The following is a 16,503-nucleotide window of genomic DNA, read 5'->3' as shown; positions in this document are numbered from 1 at the left end:
GTGTGATGACGGCTGACTCTTCGCTATCCGAACGGGTGGCCGATATGTGGGTCGGGGTCGTCTCGCTGTTTCCGGAGATGTTCGAGGCGATCACCCGCTATGGCGTTACCGGTCGAGCAGTCGAGAAGGGGCATGTTGCGCTGGAGGTCTGGAATCCTCGCGACTTCGCCACCGACAGACATCGCACCGTGGATGACCGCCCCTATGGTGGCGGGCCAGGGATGCTGATGAAGGTCGATACCCTGCGTGCGGCGATTCATGCGGCCAGAGCCAGGGCCGAGCAGGTCACCGGGCAGCGTCCCAGGGTGGTCTACCTGTCGCCCCAGGGGCGACGGCTCGATCAGGCCGGGGCTCGGGAGCTGGCGGCCGGGCCGCCACTGGTCGTGGTGGCGGGGCGTTATGAAGGCATCGATGAGCGCGTGGTGGAGAGCGACATCGATGAAGAGTGGTCGATCGGTGATTATGTGTTGAGCGGCGGCGAGCTGCCGGCCATGGTGCTGATCGATGCCGCGGCAAGGCTGGTGCCCGGAGTGCTGGGTCATCAGGATTCCGCGGTCGAGGACTCCTTCAACGAAGGACTGCTGGACTGCCCGCACTACACTCGCCCCGAGGTGATCGACGGGCGTCAGGTGCCGGAGGTCCTGCTCAGCGGCAATCACGGTGCCATTCGGCGCTGGCGGCTGAAGCAGTCTCTTGGGCGTACCTGGCAGCGACGCCCCGACCTGCTCGAGGGTAGGGAGTTGAACAAGGAGCAGCGCAGGCTGTTGCAGGAGTTCCTCGAGGAGCACGCACTGCCCGCCAGATAGGGCAGGCGGAGGTGCGGGAGCGCTGAGCGATCGAGCTCACAGCCCCGCGTCACCCATTATCTCCCGCGCTCTCGAGAGCATTCGAGCGCCGGGATCACGACTCATCGGCAACCCAGGCGATCGATGAGTCAACGTTATCAAGGAGTCATTGTCATGAGCAGCAAGAACAAGGTGATCCAGGCGCTCGAAGCCGAGCAGATGAGCAAGGAGATCCCGACCTTTGCCCCCGGCGACACCGTTATCGTCCAGGTCAAGGTCAAGGAAGGCAGCCGTGAGCGTCTCCAGGCCTTCGAAGGCGTGGTGATCGGCAAGCGTAACCGCGGCCTGAACTCCGCCTTCACCGTGCGCAAGATCTCCCACGGTGTGGGTGTCGAGCGTACCTTCCAGACCTACAGCCCGCTGGTCGACTCCATCAGCGTCAAGCGTCGCGGTGACGTGCGCAAGGCCAAGCTCTACTACCTCCGTGAGCGCAGCGGCAAGTCTGCACGCATCAAGGAAAAGCTGGCCTGAGGCCAAGGCCTCCGAGCCCTCGGGTCGGGGCGCTGCCCCGGCTCGATCGAAAACCCCGTCACCGCTCTCGCGGGGCGGGGTTTCCTTTTATATGGCATGCCCAGCCGGAGAGTCTCATGAGTGAGGCCGACGAGACAGCCGTTATCGATACCTTTCTCGATGCCCTGTGGCTGGAGCAGGGGGGCAGCGAGCATACGCTGGCTGCCTACCGCCGCGACCTGACCGCCTGGGCGGCGCACCTTGCCGAGCTTGGCGAGGGGTTGCTCTCGCCAGGCGCCGGGAGCCTGCCGGCCTGGCTCGATGCGCGGCGTGCGGCCGGCTATCGGCTGCGCAGCAATGCGCGCCTGCTCTCCAGCCTGCGTCGCTTCTATCGTTGGGCGCTGGAGGCGGGGCGCATCGAGCATGACCCGCTGGCCGAGGTCAGGCTGCCCCGGGTGCAACCCAGTCTGCCCGAGACCCTTGAGGAGGCCGAGGTGGAGCGGTTGATCGCGGCACCGGATGTGATGACGGATCTGGGGCTTCGAGACCGCACCATGCTGGAAGTGCTCTATGGCACGGGGCTGCGCGTCTCGGAGCTAGTGGGACTGACCACCGATGCCGTGAATCTGCGCCAGGGAGTGGTCAGGGTGCGCGGTAAGGGGGACAAGGACCGCCTGGTGCCTCTGGGAGAGGAGGCCGTCCACTGGGTCACGCGCTACCTGCGCACCGCGCGTGGTGCCTTGATGCATGATGTCATGCGGCCGGCGCTCTTCCCGGGGCGTGATGACCGCCCGCTGACCCGGCAGGCCTTCTGGTACCGGATCAAGCATCATGCCAGGGTGGCCGGCATCGAGCGTTCGCTGTCGCCCCATACCCTGCGCCATGCATTCGCCACTCACTTGTTGAATCATGGTGCCAATCTGCGTGTCGTACAGTTGCTGCTCGGTCACAGTGACCTTTCCACTACCCAGATCTATACCCATGTGGCCCAGGCGCGCCTGGAGCGCCTGCATGCCGATCACCACCCACGAGGATGAATCATGACGACCCTTTCCCGGCTCCTTCTTATCGGGCTGTCCGCCGCGCCCATGGCCATGCTGCTCTCGGCGCCAGCCCAGGCCCAGCAGGGTGAGGCCGAGCGACTTGCCGAACGGCTGTCGGTCAGCGGCCAGGCGATGCCGGTGCGTAGCGTCCGCGAGGCGCCGATGGAGGGGCTCTTCGAGGTGCGCCTGGAGACCGGCGAGCGCTTCTACAGCGACGCCGAAGGTGAACACTTTCTGGTGGGCGACCTCTACCGCAATGGCGAGCAGGGGCTGGTCAACCTGAGCGAGGAGAGTCGCAACGCCGAGCGTGCCGAGCGTCTGAGCCAGGTACCGGAATCCGAGCGGGTGATCTTCCGCGGAGCCCAGAGCCGCGCCAGGGTGATGGTATTCACCGATACCACCTGCCCCTACTGCCAGCAGCTTCACGAAGAGGTGCCGCGGCTCAACAAGCTGGGTATCGAGGTGCACTACCTGGCCTTCCCGCGTAGCGGCATGAGCGGCCAGGGCGCGCGTACCATGCAGCAGGTGTGGTGTGCCGACAATTCCGCCGAGGCGATGAGTGCCGCCAAGCGGGGGGATTCGCTTTCGACCCCCGCGGACTGCGACAATCCGGTCGAGTCACAGTATCATCTGGGACTCGAGCTTGGCGTTCAGGGGACGCCGGCCATTGTGCTGCCCGACGGTCGCCTGGTACCGGGCTATGTGCCCGCCGAGCGTCTGGCCGCCATGCTGGGTCTCGACGAGTAGGGCATCCCGCTCTGTCCGCACGCCTGCAGGCCAGGCGCTGGTGGCCGAGCGCCCTGGCCCGCCCTGGTGGCGGGCCGCCGAGCCATCTGGACACGACACGCTATATAACGAACTCGGACACACGAGCAGGAGTAATACATTGAAACCGGTGAGAGTAGGAATCTGTGGGCTGGGGACCGTCGGTGGCGGAACCTTCAACGTGCTGACACGCAACGCCGACGATATTACCCGGCGGGCCGGGCGACCGATTGCCATCGAGCAGGTCGCCTATCGCACCCCCAACCCCGAGTGTGATCTCACCGGCATCGACACGACCGCCGATATCTTCGAGGTGGCCAGCAACCCCAACGTCGACGTGGTGGTGGAGCTGATCGGTGGCTACGACGTGGCGCGTGAGCTGGTGCTTGCCGCCATCGAGAATGGCAAGCATGTGGTGACCGCCAACAAGGCGCTGATCGCGGTGCATGGCAACGAGATCTTCGCGGCCGCACACGAGAAGGGCGTGATCGTGGCCTTCGAGGCCGCGGTGGCCGGCGGCATCCCGGTGATCAAGTCGCTGCGCGAGGGGCTTGGCGCCAATCGCATCGAGTGGGTGGCGGGGATCATCAACGGTACCGGCAACTATATCCTGACCCATATGCGCGATGATGGGCGGGCCTTCGATGATGTTCTCGCCGAGGCCCAGGCGCTCGGCTATGCGGAAGCCGATCCGACCTTCGATGTCGAGGGCATCGATGCCGCCCACAAGCTGACCATCCTCGCCTCCATCGCCTATGGGGTGCCGCTGCAGTTCGAGAAGGCCTATACCGAGGGCATCTCCCGGGTCACCGCCGAGGATGTGGAGCAGGCCGACAACCTGGGCTACGTGATCAAGCACCTGGGGATCTCCAAGCGGACCGAGCAGGGCCTGGAGCTGCGTGTGCACCCCACGCTGATCCCCAAGGAGCGCCTGCTGGCCAACGTGCATGGCGTCAAGAATGCCATCGCCGTGATGGGCGATGCCGTGGGGCCGACCCTCTACTACGGCGCCGGTGCCGGGGCCGAGCCCACCGCCTCCGCGGTGGTGGCCGACCTGCTCGACGTGGCCCGTGATATCGCCACCGACCATCACTACCGGGTGCCCTACCTGGCCTTCAGTGGCATCAGCGAGGACGTCAGTCAGCTGCCGATCATGCCCATGGAGGAGATCACCACCGCCTACTACCTGCGGCTGCTGGCGGTGGATCGCCCCGGCGTACTGGCGCGGGTGGCGACCATTCTCTCCGAGCAGGGCATCTCCATCGAGGCGCTGATCCAGAAGGAGGCCACCGAGGGTGAACTGGTGCCGATCATTCTGCTGACTCACCGCACCCCCGAGAAGAGCATGAACGAGGCGATTCGCCAGATCGAGTCCATGTCCGATGTCGCCGGACCGGTGACCCGGATTCGTGTCGAATCCCTGGACGAGCAGGAATAACCCATGCGCTATATCAGTACCCGCGGGCAGGCGCCCGCACTCTCCTTCGAGGAGGTCGTGCTTACCGGCATGGCCAACGATGGTGGCCTCTACGTGCCAGAGCATGTGCCCGAGCTCTCCCAGGATGAGCTGGCGGCCATGGCCGGTCTCTCCTATGCCGAGATCGCCTTCCGGGTGATGAAGCCCTTCGTCAATGGCGAGATCGATGACGAGACATTCCGCGGGATCGTGAAGGAGGCGTATGCCACCTTCAGCCATGATGCCGTGGTGCCGCTCAATCAGCTCGACGCCAACCACTTTCTGCTCGAGCTGTTCCACGGCCCGACCCTGGCCTTCAAGGATGTCGCCCTGCAGCTGCTGGGTCGCATCCTCGACCACTTCCTCAAGAAGCGTGGCGAGCGGGCGGTGATCATGGGGGCGACCTCCGGCGATACCGGCTCGGCGGCCATCGAGGGCTGCCGCCACTGCGACAACCTCGATATCTTTATTCTCCATCCGTACAACCGGGTGTCGGAGGTGCAGCGTCGTCAGATGACCACGGTGCTGGCGGACAACGTCTTCAACGTCGCCATCGAGGGCAACTTCGACGACGCCCAGGCGATGGTCAAGGCGAGCTTCGCCGACCAGAACTTCCTGAACGGAACCCGGCTGGTGGCGGTAAACTCCATCAACTGGGCGCGCATCATGGCCCAGATCGTCTACTACGTGGCCTCCGCCGTGGCCCTGGGGGCGCCCCGGCGCAAGGTGAGCTTCTGTGTGCCATCGGCCAACTTCGGCAACGTCTTCGCCGGCTACATGGCCTATCGCATGGGCCTGCCGGTCGAGCGTTTCGTGATCGCCACCAACGCCAACGACATCCTGCACCGCACCCTGGCCGCCAACGACTTCTCGAAGAAGGAACTGGTGGCCACGCTCGCGCCCTCCATGGATATCGTGGTCTCCTCGAACTTCGAGCGCCTGCTGTTCGAGGCGTATGATCGCGACGGCAAGGCCGTGGATGCCCTGCTCGAGCGCTTCCAGGCCGAGCCCACGGCCCTGGCCGAGGCGCCGCTATCGCGCCTGCGTGAGCGCTTCGCCAGCCACAGCGTCGATGACAGCACCATCCTGGAGGTGATCCGCGAGGCGCACCATCGCACCCAGGAGATCCTCGACCCGCACACCGCCACCGGCTACCGCGCCGCCGAGCGCGAACGGGGTGACGAGAGCGTACCGATTATCACCTTGGCCACCGCCCACCCGGCCAAGTTCGCCGAGGCGGTGGTCAAGGCCGGTTTCCCGGGGGTGCCGCTGCCGCCGCATATGGACGACCTGCTGGAGCGTGAGGAGCGCTTCAGCGTGCTGCCGGCGGAGCTTTCTGCGGTGCAGAAATTCGTCGCCGAGAATCGCCGCTGAGGTCACCAGTGGCTATCAGCCTCGAGCCTGTATGCCGCTCGGGGCTGATCCGGCGACAGGCCTGCGAGGGGGCGCTGTGAACCCCTCCCTGGGCGCTACCGATGCCATCCCTGGCATAGGACCCCCTCTTCGGCCTATCCCCGGCGCCCCTCGCTGGGTCAGCGGCCTACAGTCACAGACTTGAACCAGAGGTGCTTGGCTTGAACGCCATACGCGACCCCAACGATCTGAACGAGCGCCTGAGGCCGCGCATACTGCCGCGGCCTCGGGATGCCGCGCTCTACGCCCGCGCCCAGCGCGAAGGGCTCAGCGAGCTTCAGGCTCGGGTGCTGGCCGGGCGTCTGCCGGGCTATCGGGGGGAGCTTGATCCGCTGGTCTCGCCCAGCCTGCGACACCTGGCCCACCCCGAGAAGCTGGCCGATGGCCGGCGTGCCGCCGAGCGCATCGCTCAGGCGGTGGTCGACGGCGAGCATATCGGCATCCTGACCGACTACGATGTCGACGGCATCACCTCCCATGTGGTGATCCGGCGCACCCTGCACGAGCTGTTCGGCGTGCCGGAGGCGAAGCTGCACAGCCTGATCGGTCATCGTATCCATGACGGCTACGGCATCAGTCTGCCCCTGGTGGAGCGAACCCTGGCCCTCAAGCCGCGGCCCAGCCTGGTGATTACCGCCGACTGTGGCAGCAGCGACGAGCCGCGTATCGCACGCCTGGCGGCCCAGGGCATCGAGGTGGTGGTCAGCGACCACCACGCGCTGCCGGTGGAGGGGCCGCCACCCTCGGCGCATGCCGTGGTCAACCCGACTCGCGACGACTGCGACTACCCCGACCCAACCATCGCCGGCTGCATGGTGGCCTGGCTGGTCATGTCGCTGACCCGCAGCGTGTTGATCGAGTGGGGTGTGCTGGCCCAGGCGACGCCCAAGCTCTCGCCCTGGCTCTCCTATGTGGCGCTGGGCACCGTGGCGGACTGTGTCTCCCTGGGCGGCAGCCCCGCCAACCGCGCGGTGGTGACCCACGGTCTGGCGCTGATCAACCGCATGGAGGCGGCTTGCTGGCGCGCCATGGCGCAACGGCTGGGCGCCGATAGCGTGCCCTTCGACGCCGAGACCCTGGGCTTCCAGATGGGGCCGCGGATCAACGCTCGCTCGCGCCTCGATGACCCCTATGCCGCCTTGCACTTCATGCTGGCGGCGGACGATGTCTCGGCGGCGCGGCATCTGGAGACGCTGGATCAGGACAACCAGTCGCGCAAGGCGATCGAGGCTGACATGGACGAGGAGGCGCGAGCGCTGGCGATGCCGGCGCTGAGCGCCGACGAGCCGGCCGTCGTGGTCTTTCTGGAGGATGGGCATGCGGGGGTGCAGGGCATCGTCGCCTCCCGGCTGGTGCAGGCCTACGGGCGCCCGGCGCTGGTGCTCACGCCGGCGGCCGCCCCCGGCATGCTGACCGGTTCGGGACGCTCCATCGAGGGACTGCATCTGCGCGATGCCCTGCAGCGCACCTTCGAGCTGGCCCCCGAGGCGTTGCCGCGTTTCGGAGGGCATCGTGGGGCGGCCGGCGTCGGGGTGCCCGCCGAGCGGCTCGATGCCTTCAAGGCCGCCTTTCTAACGGCGGTGGCCGAACAGCTGGGCGAGGCCGAGCTCTATCCCAGGATCCTGACCGATGGTGACCTGGCCCCCGAGCAGCTGAGCCTCGCGACCCTCGAGGAGCTGCAGGCGGTAGGGCCCTTCGGCCGCGAGTTCGATCCGCCGCTGTTTCAGGGCGAGTTTGTCGTCGAGCGCCTCCGCCCGGTGGGCGCCGACGGCACTCACCTGATGCTGGAGCTATCGCTGGGGGCGGTGACCCATCGGGCGATCTGGTTCCGGGCGCTGACGCCCGGCGAGGTGCCGGCCTTCGGGGTCGGTGACCGGCTGCGCTGTGCCTACAAGCTCAACCGCAATCGCTGGCGAGGCCGCGATAACCTGCAGCTGATGGTCGAGCACGCCGAGCAGGCCTGAGACAGCGGTTCAGCCCTTGCCCCAGAACCACCACACGATCAGGCCGATCAGTCCCAGCCCGGCCAGATTGACGATCAGCGTAACGAGCGTGCTCATGAGCGTGCCTCCTGCTGTTCTGATACCTGTGGCTGCGAAGCCTCGGCGGCGGAAGCGTTCTTGTCGGCGCCGCTGGCCGTGAACAGGCGCAGCCGGTTGGCGTTGCTGACCACGGTGATCGACGACAGCGACATGGCGGCCCCGGCGATCATCGGCGACAGCAGCATGCCGGTGAACGGATACAGCACGCCGGCGGCAATCGGGATGCAGACGATGTTGTAGCCGAAGGCGCCGGCCAGGTTCTGCTTGATGTTGGTGAGCGTGGCCCGGCTGATCTCGATGGCATCGGCGATGCCGTGCAGCGAGCCGCGAATCAACGTGATGCCGGCGCTCTCGATGGCCACATCGGTGCCCTGGCCGATGGCGAAGCCCACGTTGGCCCGGGCCAGCGCCGGGGCGTCGTTGATGCCGTCGCCGACCATGCCGACCACCTCGCCTTCACCCTGCAGGCGCTCGATCTCGGCGTGCTTGTCCTCGGGCAGCAGGCCGGCGCGGAACTCATCGATGCCCACGGCGCGGGCAATGGCCCGGGCGGTGTGCTCGTTATCGCCGGTCAGCATGACGATGGTCAGACCGTCGTCATGCAGGCGCTTCACCGCCGCCACGGTGTCGTGGCGCAGCGGGTCGCTGACGCCGAAGATGGCGGCCAGCTCGCCGGCCACGGCCAGATACACCACGGTACGGGCGTCGTCCTCGAGCCGGCTGGCGAAGTCGCGTCCCGTCGCCAGGTTCACGTCGTTTTCTTCCATCAGCTTGGCGTTGCCCAGCAGCAGGGTTTTTCCCTCGCCCCCGCCGTCGCCGGTTGTTGTCACGGACCGGGCCGTGACACCGCGGCCGGTGATGCTGTCAAAGTCGCTGACCTGGCTGTCGGCCGCATCGCGCTCTTCCGCGTAGGCAAGCATGGCGGTCGCCAGCGGGTGTTCGGAGCCGCGCTCCAGCGCCGCCACTAGCCCCAATACCTCCTGCTCATCGCCGGAGAGAATCTCTGCCTCGGTGACCCGCGGCTTGCCCTCGGTGAGGGTGCCGGTCTTGTCCACCACCAGGGTGGATAGCTTGCTGGCCGTCTGCAGCGCCTCGCCGTTTCTCACCAGCACGCCGTGCTCGGCGGCCTTGCCCACCCCGATCATGGTGGAGATCGGCGTCGCCAGCCCCATCGCGCAGGGGCAGGCGATGATCAGCACCGTGGTGGCGGTGACCAGCATATGAATGACCCGCGGCTCGGCGCCGAAGTTGAACCAGGCAAGCGCGGTGAGCACGGCGAAGATCATCACCGCGGGCACGAAGACGCTGGAGACCTTGTCGACCAGATCGCCAATCGGCGGGCGCGAGTTCTGGGCGCTGGCCACCTGCTCGGTGATCTGCCCCAGGCGGGTATCGCTGCCCACCCGGGTGGCGCGATAGACCAGGCCGCCGCGACCGTTGACGGTGCCGGCGCTGACCTCGTCGCCCTGGCCCTTGGCCACCGGCAGCGGCTCGCCGGTGAGCATCGACTCGTCGATATGGCTCTGGCCCTCGGTCACCTCGCCATCCACCGGCAGGCGCTCGCCGGGGCGCACGCGGATATGGTCGCCCTGGCGCACGTCGTCGATATCGACCTCGCGCTCCTCACCGTCGCGAATGACCCGGGCGGTCTTGCTCTGCAGGTCGAGCAGGCGCTTGAGCGCATCGCTGGTGCGGCCCCGGGCCTTGAGCTCCACGGCGTTGCCCAGCAGGATCAGGCCGATGACCATGGCCGAGGCCTCGAAATAGATGCCCCGGGCGGCCTCGGGCAGCCAGCCGCCGAGAAACACCACCGCCATGGAGTAGAGCCAGGCGGTGCCGGTGCCTATGGCCACCAGGGTGTCCATGTTGGCCTGGTGATGGCGGGCGTTTTTCCAGGCGTTGATGAAGAAGTGCCGGCCGGGAAAGGCCATGATCAAAAGCGTCAGCAGGCCGATCACGCCCCAGTAGAGGCGACCGGCGCCAACGGCCTCGGGGTGATAGAAGAACATGCTGGCCATCAGCGGCACCGCCAGCGCCAGCGACCAGAAGCTGCCGTGCAGGCGCTTTCTATACAGGCGCTGCTCCTTGTCGGCGCGGCTGGCCTCGGCCTCGCGCATGTCGACGATGGGCTCGGCGCCGTAGCCGACGTCCTCTATCGCGGCGATCAGCGCGTCTTCGTCGGCGCTGCCGTGAACCTGGGCGGTGTGGGTGCCGAAGTTGACCGACGCCGTGGCCACGCCCGGCGTCTTTTCCAGCGCCTGCTGCACGCTCTTGACGCAGCTGGCGCAGGTCATGCCGCTGATCGCCAACCGCTGGGTGGCGGTGCGCTCACTATCGGCCGCCTCTGGCTTGGCCGCTGCCTCGTCGACAGGTGCCTCACCCTGTTCGGCAGAGGGTGCCGCGTCACTCTCCGCTGCCGCCTCGCCCGTCGGATAGCCGGCCTCGCTCAACACGCGGTCCAGTGTCTGGCCATCCAGTCGGGTTACCACGTCAAGGCGCTTCTCCGCCGGCTCACCGACCACCTCGGCGTCCGGGTCCTCGGCCTGGATCGCCTCACGCATGCGTTTGACGCAGCCCTGACAGCTCATGCCGGGCACCTGGCGCTCGTGCTGCAGTGGACGGTCCGCCGGAGGGTAGCCGGCCGCTTGAAGGGCGTGGTCGAGCTGCTCATCGTCGAGGCGGGTGGTGACCGAGAGGCGCTGCTCATCCGGCTCACCGACCACCTCGGCACTCGGGTCCTCGGCTTGAATCGCCTCGCGCATGCGCTTGACGCAGCCCTGGCAGCTCATGCCGGGGATCTGGCGTTCGAGGGTAGCGTTCATGGCTCCTCCTTTGGGGCGTGCTCGTCGGCGCGACGCTTTGCATCGCCCCGCAGCGGTTCGGGAAAGCTCTCGATCAGCCGGCACAGGCTGTGGCCGTCCGGGGTGCCATCGGGCATGCCGGCCCAGGTCTCCAGCGCCTGCTCCATGCGCTCGGCCAGCGCCTGCAGCTCGGCGATGCGCGCATGGATCTGTGGCAGGCGACTGGCCAGCAGGTCGCGCACCATGGGGCAGGGCGAGTCGCCGTGATCGGCGTGATCGAGGATCTCGCGTATCTCGGCCACACCGAAGCCCAGGGTGCGGGCGCGCTGAATAAAGCGCAGCCGCTCCAGGTCGACCTGGGTGAATAGCTGGTAGCCGTTGTCGGGGTGGCGCTCGGGGTGCAGAAGCCCCTCGCGCACATAGTGGCGCACGGTCTCGGCGGTAACGCCGGCCCCCTTCGCCAGTTCACTGACCTTCATGACGGTATCTCTCGAGAGTGGCATACTTGCAGTGTAAAACCTTTGGGTAACACAAGGGTCAAGCCGTCGTAGTACAGGGCACGCGTCGTTGCGGCATATGTCGCGAGGTGTTGTGTAACCCACTGAAAGTTCACAATATCAAACAGCTGTGCGACCAAAGTATTAGCGGATTCGGCATTAAAACGGTCGTTTGGGGTTGAAACGAGCGTTGGCATACGCGAAAAGGGGAGGGCACGCGCCCGCCTCCGGGGAGAGGCAATGCCAGCGCCAACGTAACAACAGCACCGCAAGGGATGGATCTCATGAAGAACAAGTTCAATCGCCTGACCCTCGCCGCCGCCGTGACGGCCGCCGCCTTCACCAGCCAGGCCCAGGCCGGTGGCTTCCAGCTTAACGAACAGAGCGTCAGCGGCCAGGGCTATGGCCATGCCGGGCGTAGCTCCAACGTTCAGGATGCCACCATCGTCTTCGGCAACCCGGCGGGGATGTCATTTCTGGATCGTGCCCAGCTCTCTGCCGGTGCCACCTATCTGGTCGTCAATAACGATATCAGCAATGTCACCGCCACACGCAACGTCGATTCTGGCGTTGCCATGGGTGGCATGCCGAATGGCACTCAGGTGCCGGCAGGGCCCATACCGGGCGGTAACGAGGGCGATATGGTCGGCAACAAGGCGATTCCCTTCGCCTTCTATGCCCATCCGGTCAATGACAGGCTGGCTTTCGGCTTCGGGGTCTACGCGCCCTTCGGCTCCAAGACCGACTACGAGGATGACTTCCAGGGTCGCTACTTTGGCAACTACACCGAGGTCACGGTGGTCAGCGCGCAACCGACGGTCTCCTATCGCTTCAATGAGCAGTGGTCGATCGGCGCCGGCATCACCTACAACCAGGTGGAAGGCGAGCTGCGCCGTCAGATCCCCAGTGTTCAAAGCTATGACCCAGCGGGCGATGTCGATGCACGTGTCGACGGCGACGACGAGGCCTGGGGATACAATATCGGCGTGATGTACCAGCCGGTGCCGGAGACCACCCTGGGGCTGACCTACCGCTCTGAGGTCGAATATGAGCTTGAGGGTGACTTCAAGGCCACTGACCCGATGGGTAATGTTGTCAGGTCCGACAACGCCTATCTCGATCTCACCACGCCTGAGACCGTCAACTTCTCCGTGACCCAGCAGATGACCGACAGGCTCAAGCTGATGTTCGGTGCCTCCTGGTCGCGCTGGAGCAAGTTCCAGGAGATTCGTGTTACCGGTGATACCATTCCAGAGATTACCAATGAGACCCAGAACTACAGCAATGCCTGGGCCTTCGCGGTGGGGGGCGAGTACCAGCTGAATCCCCAGTGGGTGCTGCGGGCCGGCCTGTCGCTGGATGAGACCCCGAGCAATGATGAGCACCGCAGCGTGCGGATTCCCTCGGATGATCGCCGCATCTTCTCGCTGGGAGCCGGCTGGACACCGACTGAGGCGCTGACCATCGACTTCGCCTATTCCTACCTTACCGAGCACACCACTCGTATTGAGCAGACCCGTGCTGACCACCTGGCAAGTCCAGCAACCGGTGGTGTGCCGGTTGGAGGTGCCACGTACGCCGCCGACTACAAGAACGAGGCCCATGGCTTCGGCGCTCAGCTGACCTACCGCTTCTAAGCGATAATCCGCCAGGCGCATGACAGAGACCCCGGCCCTGGCCGGGGTCTTGACGTCTGGGGTGGGCTCAGGCGGCCGCCTCCTCCAGGAAGGCCGCCCGCATCAGCTCCCGGGTGTAGGGCTCGCGGGGCGCCTGGAACAGTGCCTCGGTGTCGCCCTGCTCGACCACCGTACCGTCTTTCATCACCAGTACGCTGTCGGCCAGGGCCCGCACCACCGCCAGGTCGTGGCTGATAAACAGGTAGGTGAGGCCGTGTTTCGCCTGCAGATCGCGCAGCAGCGCGATCACCGTGGCCTGCACCGATCGGTCCAGGGCCGAGGTGGGCTCGTCGAGCAGCAGGAACTCGGGCTTGAGCACCAGCGCGCGGGCGATGGCGATGCGCTGGCGCTGGCCGCCCGAGAACTCGTGGGGATAGCGGTGGCGCATCGCCGGGTCGAGGGCGACATCGTCGAGCGCCTCCCGCACCCGCGCGTCTCGCTCGCGCCGGCCGAGCTCCGGGGCGTGTACCCGCAGGCCCTCGCCGACGATCTCGCCTACCGTCATGCGCGGCGACAGCGAGCCGAAGGGATCCTGGAAGACCACCTGCATGCGTGAGCGCAGCGGGCGCATGCCACTACTGTCGAGGCCCTCCAGGGCGGTGTCGCCGAAGCGGATCTCGCCCCGACTCTCGAGCAGGCGTAGCAGGGCGCGACCCAGGGTCGACTTGCCGGAGCCGGACTCGCCGACGATGCCCACCGTCTGCCCCCGGCGGATGGCGAGATCGATGCCGCGCACCGCCTCGAAGTAGTCATCGTGTCCGAAGAGTCGCTTCCTGAGCGGGAAGCGCACCCGCAGATCGTGGGCCTCGAGCAGCATGGGGGAGTCGGCCGGTACCGGCGCCTTGCGCCCGTGGGGCTCGGCGTCGATCAGCATGCGCGTATAGGCGTGGCGAGGGGCCTTGAACAGGGCGGCGGTCTCGCCGCTCTCCACCCGCTCGCCGCGACGCATCACACAGACCCGGTCGGCGAAGTGGCGCACGATGCCGAGATCGTGGGTGATAAACAGGATCGCCATGCCGTAGCGGCGCTGCAGCTCCTTGAGCAGGGTGAGGATCTGCGCCTGGACGGTGACGTCCAGCGCCGTGGTCGGCTCGTCGGCGATCAACAGCTTCGGCTCGCAGGCCAGCGCCATGGCGATCATCACCCGCTGGCGCTGGCCGCCGGAGAGCTCGTGGGGGTAGCTCGCCAGCCGCCGCTCGGGCTCGGGGAGGCCCACCTGCTCGAGGAGCTCGAGGGCACGGGCCCGGGCGGCACGGCCGCGCAGCGTGGTGTGCTTGGCGAGCACCTCGATGATCTGGCGGCCCACTCGATGCAGCGGGTTCAGCGAGGTCATGGGCTCCTGGAAGATCATCGATATCTCGTTGCCGCGGATCTGGCGAAGGCGCTTCGGCGCCACTTTCAGCAGGTCCTCGCTGCCCGCCCCGCCGTGCCAGCGGATGGCCCCGGTGGGGCGGGCGAGCGTCGGCAGCAGCCCCAGGGTGGCGGTGGAGGAGACCGACTTGCCGGAGCCGGACTCGCCGACCAGCGCCAGGGTCTCGCCCTCGTGAACGGTGAAACTCAGATCCTTGACGGCGGCGACGCTGCCGTCCGGCAGGTCGAACTCGACCCGCAGGCGATCGATCTCGAGCAGTGGCTGTGACATGAGGCCTCCTCGCGGGTCGTTATCGTGTTTTCGGGTCTAGGGCATCGCGTAGCCCGTCGCCCAGGAAGTTGAGACACAGAAGGGTCGTCGCCAGGAAGGCGGAGGGCACCAGCAGCATCCAGGGGGCCGTCTCCATCATGTCCTTGCCCTCGCTGATCAGTACGCCCCAGCTGGTCAGCGGTTCCTGCACGCCGAGCCCCAGGAAGGAGAGGAAACTCTCCAGCAGGATCACCTTGGGCACGGTCAGGGTGACGTAGACGACCACCGGGCCCAGGGCATTGGGAATCAGGTGGCGGGTGACGATGGTATGGCGGCGTACCCCCAGTGCCTGGGCGGCCTCGACGAACTCGCGGCGCTTCAGCGCCAGCACCTGGCCGCGCACGATGCGCGACATGTCGAGCCACTCCACGGCGCCGATGGCGGCGTAGATCAGCAGGATGTTGCGGCCGAACACCACCATCAACAGGATCACGAGGAACATGAAGGGCAGCGAATACATGATGTCGACGAAGCGCATCATCAGGGTGTCGACGCGCCCGCCCAGGTAGCCGGCGACGGCGCCGTAGAGCACGCCGATCACCAGCGAGACGAAGGTGGCCACCAGCGCCACGGAGAGCGACACGCGGCCGCCGTGGAGCACCCGGGTCAGCAGGTCGCGGCCGTTGGCGTCGGTGCCGGCGTAGTGGCCGCCTTCGAGGCTCGGGGCGGCGAGAAAGGCGTTCCAGTCCACCTCGTCCAGTGTCCAGGGGGTCAGCCAGGGGCCGGCGATGCAGGCCAGGGTGACCAGGGCCAGCAGCGCCAGGCTGGCGGTGGCGGCGCGGTTCTGCTTGAGCCGGCGCCAGGCCTCGCGGGCCAGGCTGTCGCCGGCGATATCGGGGGTCGAGAGGGTGGTATCAGTCGTCATAGCGAATCTGCGGGTCCAGGGCCGAGTAGAGCAGGTCGACGAGCAGGTTGAGCAGCACGATTAGCGCGCCATAGAACACCACCGTGCCCATCACCAGGGTGTAGTCGCGGTTGAGGGCGGCCTGCACGAAGTAGCGGCCGATGCCCGGAATGCCGAAGATCTGCTCGATCACCACCGAGCCGGTGATGATGCCGGCGATGGCGGGGCCCAGGTAGGAGACCACCGGCAGCATTGCCGGGCGCAGGGCGTGGCGCCAGATCACCTCGGTCTCCGTCAGCCCCTTGGCGCGGGCGGTGCGGATGAAGTGGCTGCCGAGGATCTCGATCATGCTGGCGCGCATCATCCGCGCGATGTAGGCGATCTGCTGGATCGACAGCGCCACCACCGGCAGCACCAGGTTGGACCAGGCGCCGTCGTTCCAGCCGCCCACCGGCAGCCAGCCGAGGAACACGCCGAACACCAGCGCCAGCAGCGGGGCGATCACGAAGTTGGGCACCGCCACGCCGGCAAGCGCCGTGCCCATCACCAGGTAGTCGATTGTGGAGTTGCGCCGGAGCGCGGCGATCACCCCCAGCGGCAGGCCGATCAGCAGTGCCAGGCCGATGGCCCAGAGGCCGAGCTCCAGGCTTACCGGAAAGCCCTGGGCGACCAGTTCGGTGACGGTGAAGTCCTTGTACTTGAAGGAGGGACCGAGATCGCCCTGCAGCAGGTTGCCCATGTAGATCAGGTACTGCCGCCACACCGGCTCGTCCAGGTGATAGGTGGCCAGCAGGTTGGCCTCGATCTCCGGCGGCAGCTGGCGCTCGCCGTCGAAGGGGCCGCCCGGGGCCAGGTGCATCAGGAAGAACGACAGGGTGATGACGATCCAGAGCGTCGGAATTGCCTGCAGCAGGCGCGTCAGGGTATAGCGGAGCATGATGGGGCCTCGCTTCCCGGGGCTCGGGCCCCGGGAAAGGTCGCAACATTAGG

13 protein-coding genes are annotated in these 16,503 nt (G+C 66.7%); 8 read left to right on the top strand and 5 right to left on the bottom strand.

What is annotated here, in order from left to right; translation table 11 throughout:
• The first annotated feature begins 44 nt into the window (after nt 1-44).
• The 7 genes from trmD (at nt 45) to IOC61_RS05500 (ending at nt 7,936) form a co-directional block, all read left to right on the top strand.
• Nucleotides 45-806, top strand: a complete 762-nt coding sequence (gene trmD, locus IOC61_RS05530; protein WP_195687894.1) for a tRNA (guanosine(37)-N1)-methyltransferase TrmD — start codon at nt 45-47, stop codon at nt 804-806.
• A 153-nt stretch (nt 807-959) separates the two neighbouring features.
• A complete protein-coding gene (gene rplS / locus IOC61_RS05525) occupies nt 960-1,316 on the top strand; it encodes a 50S ribosomal protein L19 (protein ID WP_195687875.1) in 357 nt (118 codons plus the stop codon).
• A gap of 116 nt (nt 1,317-1,432) precedes the next feature.
• On the top strand, nt 1,433-2,332 hold the full coding sequence (gene xerD, locus IOC61_RS05520; protein ID WP_195687874.1) for a site-specific tyrosine recombinase XerD: 900 nt from the start codon (nt 1,433-1,435) through the stop codon (nt 2,330-2,332).
• A 3-nt stretch (nt 2,333-2,335) separates the two neighbouring features.
• Nucleotides 2,336-3,085: a DsbC family protein gene (locus IOC61_RS05515; RefSeq protein ID WP_229332948.1), complete on the top strand. Its 750-nt coding sequence runs from the start codon at nt 2,336-2,338 to the stop codon at nt 3,083-3,085.
• 139 nt (nt 3,086-3,224) lie between these two features.
• The gene (locus IOC61_RS05510; protein ID WP_195687873.1) at nt 3,225-4,541 is read left to right on the top strand and encodes a homoserine dehydrogenase; all 1,317 of its coding nucleotides are present in this window, start codon (nt 3,225-3,227) and stop codon (nt 4,539-4,541) included.
• A 3-nt stretch (nt 4,542-4,544) separates the two neighbouring features.
• A complete protein-coding gene (gene thrC / locus IOC61_RS05505) occupies nt 4,545-5,933 on the top strand; it encodes a threonine synthase (protein ID WP_195687872.1) in 1,389 nt (462 codons plus the stop codon).
• Nucleotides 5,934-6,142: 209 nt separating this feature from the next.
• Nucleotides 6,143-7,936, top strand: a complete 1,794-nt coding sequence (locus tag IOC61_RS05500; protein ID WP_409228554.1) for a single-stranded-DNA-specific exonuclease RecJ — start codon at nt 6,143-6,145, stop codon at nt 7,934-7,936.
• A gap of 92 nt (nt 7,937-8,028) precedes the next feature.
• On the opposite strand, the gene IOC61_RS05495 is transcribed toward IOC61_RS05500, so the two are convergent.
• Nucleotides 8,029-10,836, bottom strand: a complete 2,808-nt coding sequence (locus IOC61_RS05495) for a heavy metal translocating P-type ATPase (RefSeq protein ID WP_324254690.1) — start codon at nt 10,834-10,836, stop codon at nt 8,029-8,031.
• Complete coding sequence (locus tag IOC61_RS05490) at nt 10,833-11,294, bottom strand: MerR family transcriptional regulator (protein WP_195687870.1); 462 nt, start codon at nt 11,292-11,294, stop codon at nt 10,833-10,835. The genes IOC61_RS05495 and IOC61_RS05490 overlap by 4 nt, the downstream gene beginning before the upstream one ends.
• A gap of 302 nt (nt 11,295-11,596) precedes the next feature.
• Here IOC61_RS05490 and IOC61_RS05485 point away from each other — a divergent pair, with 302 nt between their 5' ends.
• Nucleotides 11,597-12,949, top strand: a complete 1,353-nt coding sequence (locus IOC61_RS05485; RefSeq protein WP_195687869.1) for an OmpP1/FadL family transporter — start codon at nt 11,597-11,599, stop codon at nt 12,947-12,949.
• Between the two features lie 67 nt (nt 12,950-13,016).
• Here the strand turns inward: IOC61_RS05485 and IOC61_RS05480 are convergent, their stop codons facing one another.
• The 3 genes from IOC61_RS05480 to oppB are packed head-to-tail and all read right to left on the bottom strand — an operon-like array spanning nt 13,017 to nt 16,450.
• Nucleotides 13,017-14,630 carry an ABC transporter ATP-binding protein gene (locus tag IOC61_RS05480; RefSeq protein WP_195687868.1) on the bottom strand — a complete coding sequence of 538 codons (1,614 nt, stop codon included), beginning with the start codon at nt 14,628-14,630 and terminating at the stop codon, nt 13,017-13,019.
• 19 nt (nt 14,631-14,649) lie between these two features.
• Nucleotides 14,650-15,534 (bottom strand): ABC transporter permease subunit, encoded by an 885-nt coding sequence (locus tag IOC61_RS05475; protein WP_195687867.1) that lies wholly within the window; start codon nt 15,532-15,534, stop codon nt 14,650-14,652.
• Nucleotides 15,524-16,450 (bottom strand): oligopeptide ABC transporter permease OppB, encoded by a 927-nt coding sequence (gene oppB / locus IOC61_RS05470; protein ID WP_195687866.1) that lies wholly within the window; start codon nt 16,448-16,450, stop codon nt 15,524-15,526. The genes IOC61_RS05475 and oppB overlap by 11 nt, the downstream gene beginning before the upstream one ends.
• Nucleotides 16,451-16,503: the final 53 nt, after the last annotated feature.

Origin of the sequence: Halomonas sp. KAO, assembly GCF_015595025.1 — a bacterium.
GTDB lineage: Bacteria > Pseudomonadota > Gammaproteobacteria > Pseudomonadales > Halomonadaceae > Halomonas.
This window is presented reverse-complemented; position numbering and strand designations above follow the sequence as displayed.

Bases quoted from the DNA above. Each gene is read 5' to 3' on its own strand.
- IOC61_RS05480 (WP_195687868.1), bottom strand. From the start codon at position 14,630: ATGTCACAGCCACTGCTCGAGATCGATCGCCTGCGGGTCGAGTTCGAC.
- IOC61_RS05515 (WP_229332948.1), top strand. From the start codon at position 2,336: ATGACGACCCTTTCCCGGCTCCTTCTTATCGGGCTGTCCGCCGCGCCC.
- IOC61_RS05490 (WP_195687870.1), bottom strand. From the start codon at position 11,294: ATGAAGGTCAGTGAACTGGCGAAGGGGGCCGGCGTTACCGCCGAGACC.
- IOC61_RS05495 (WP_324254690.1), bottom strand. From the start codon at position 10,836: ATGAACGCTACCCTCGAACGCCAGATCCCCGGCATGAGCTGCCAGGGC.
- rplS (WP_195687875.1), top strand. From the start codon at position 960: ATGAGCAGCAAGAACAAGGTGATCCAGGCGCTCGAAGCCGAGCAGATG.
- xerD (WP_195687874.1), top strand. From the start codon at position 1,433: ATGAGTGAGGCCGACGAGACAGCCGTTATCGATACCTTTCTCGATGCC.
- thrC (WP_195687872.1), top strand. From the start codon at position 4,545: ATGCGCTATATCAGTACCCGCGGGCAGGCGCCCGCACTCTCCTTCGAG.
- oppB (WP_195687866.1), bottom strand. From the start codon at position 16,450: ATGCTCCGCTATACCCTGACGCGCCTGCTGCAGGCAATTCCGACGCTC.
- trmD (WP_195687894.1), top strand. From the start codon at position 45: ATGTGGGTCGGGGTCGTCTCGCTGTTTCCGGAGATGTTCGAGGCGATC.
- IOC61_RS05475 (WP_195687867.1), bottom strand. From the start codon at position 15,534: ATGACGACTGATACCACCCTCTCGACCCCCGATATCGCCGGCGACAGC.
- IOC61_RS05485 (WP_195687869.1), top strand. From the start codon at position 11,597: ATGAAGAACAAGTTCAATCGCCTGACCCTCGCCGCCGCCGTGACGGCC.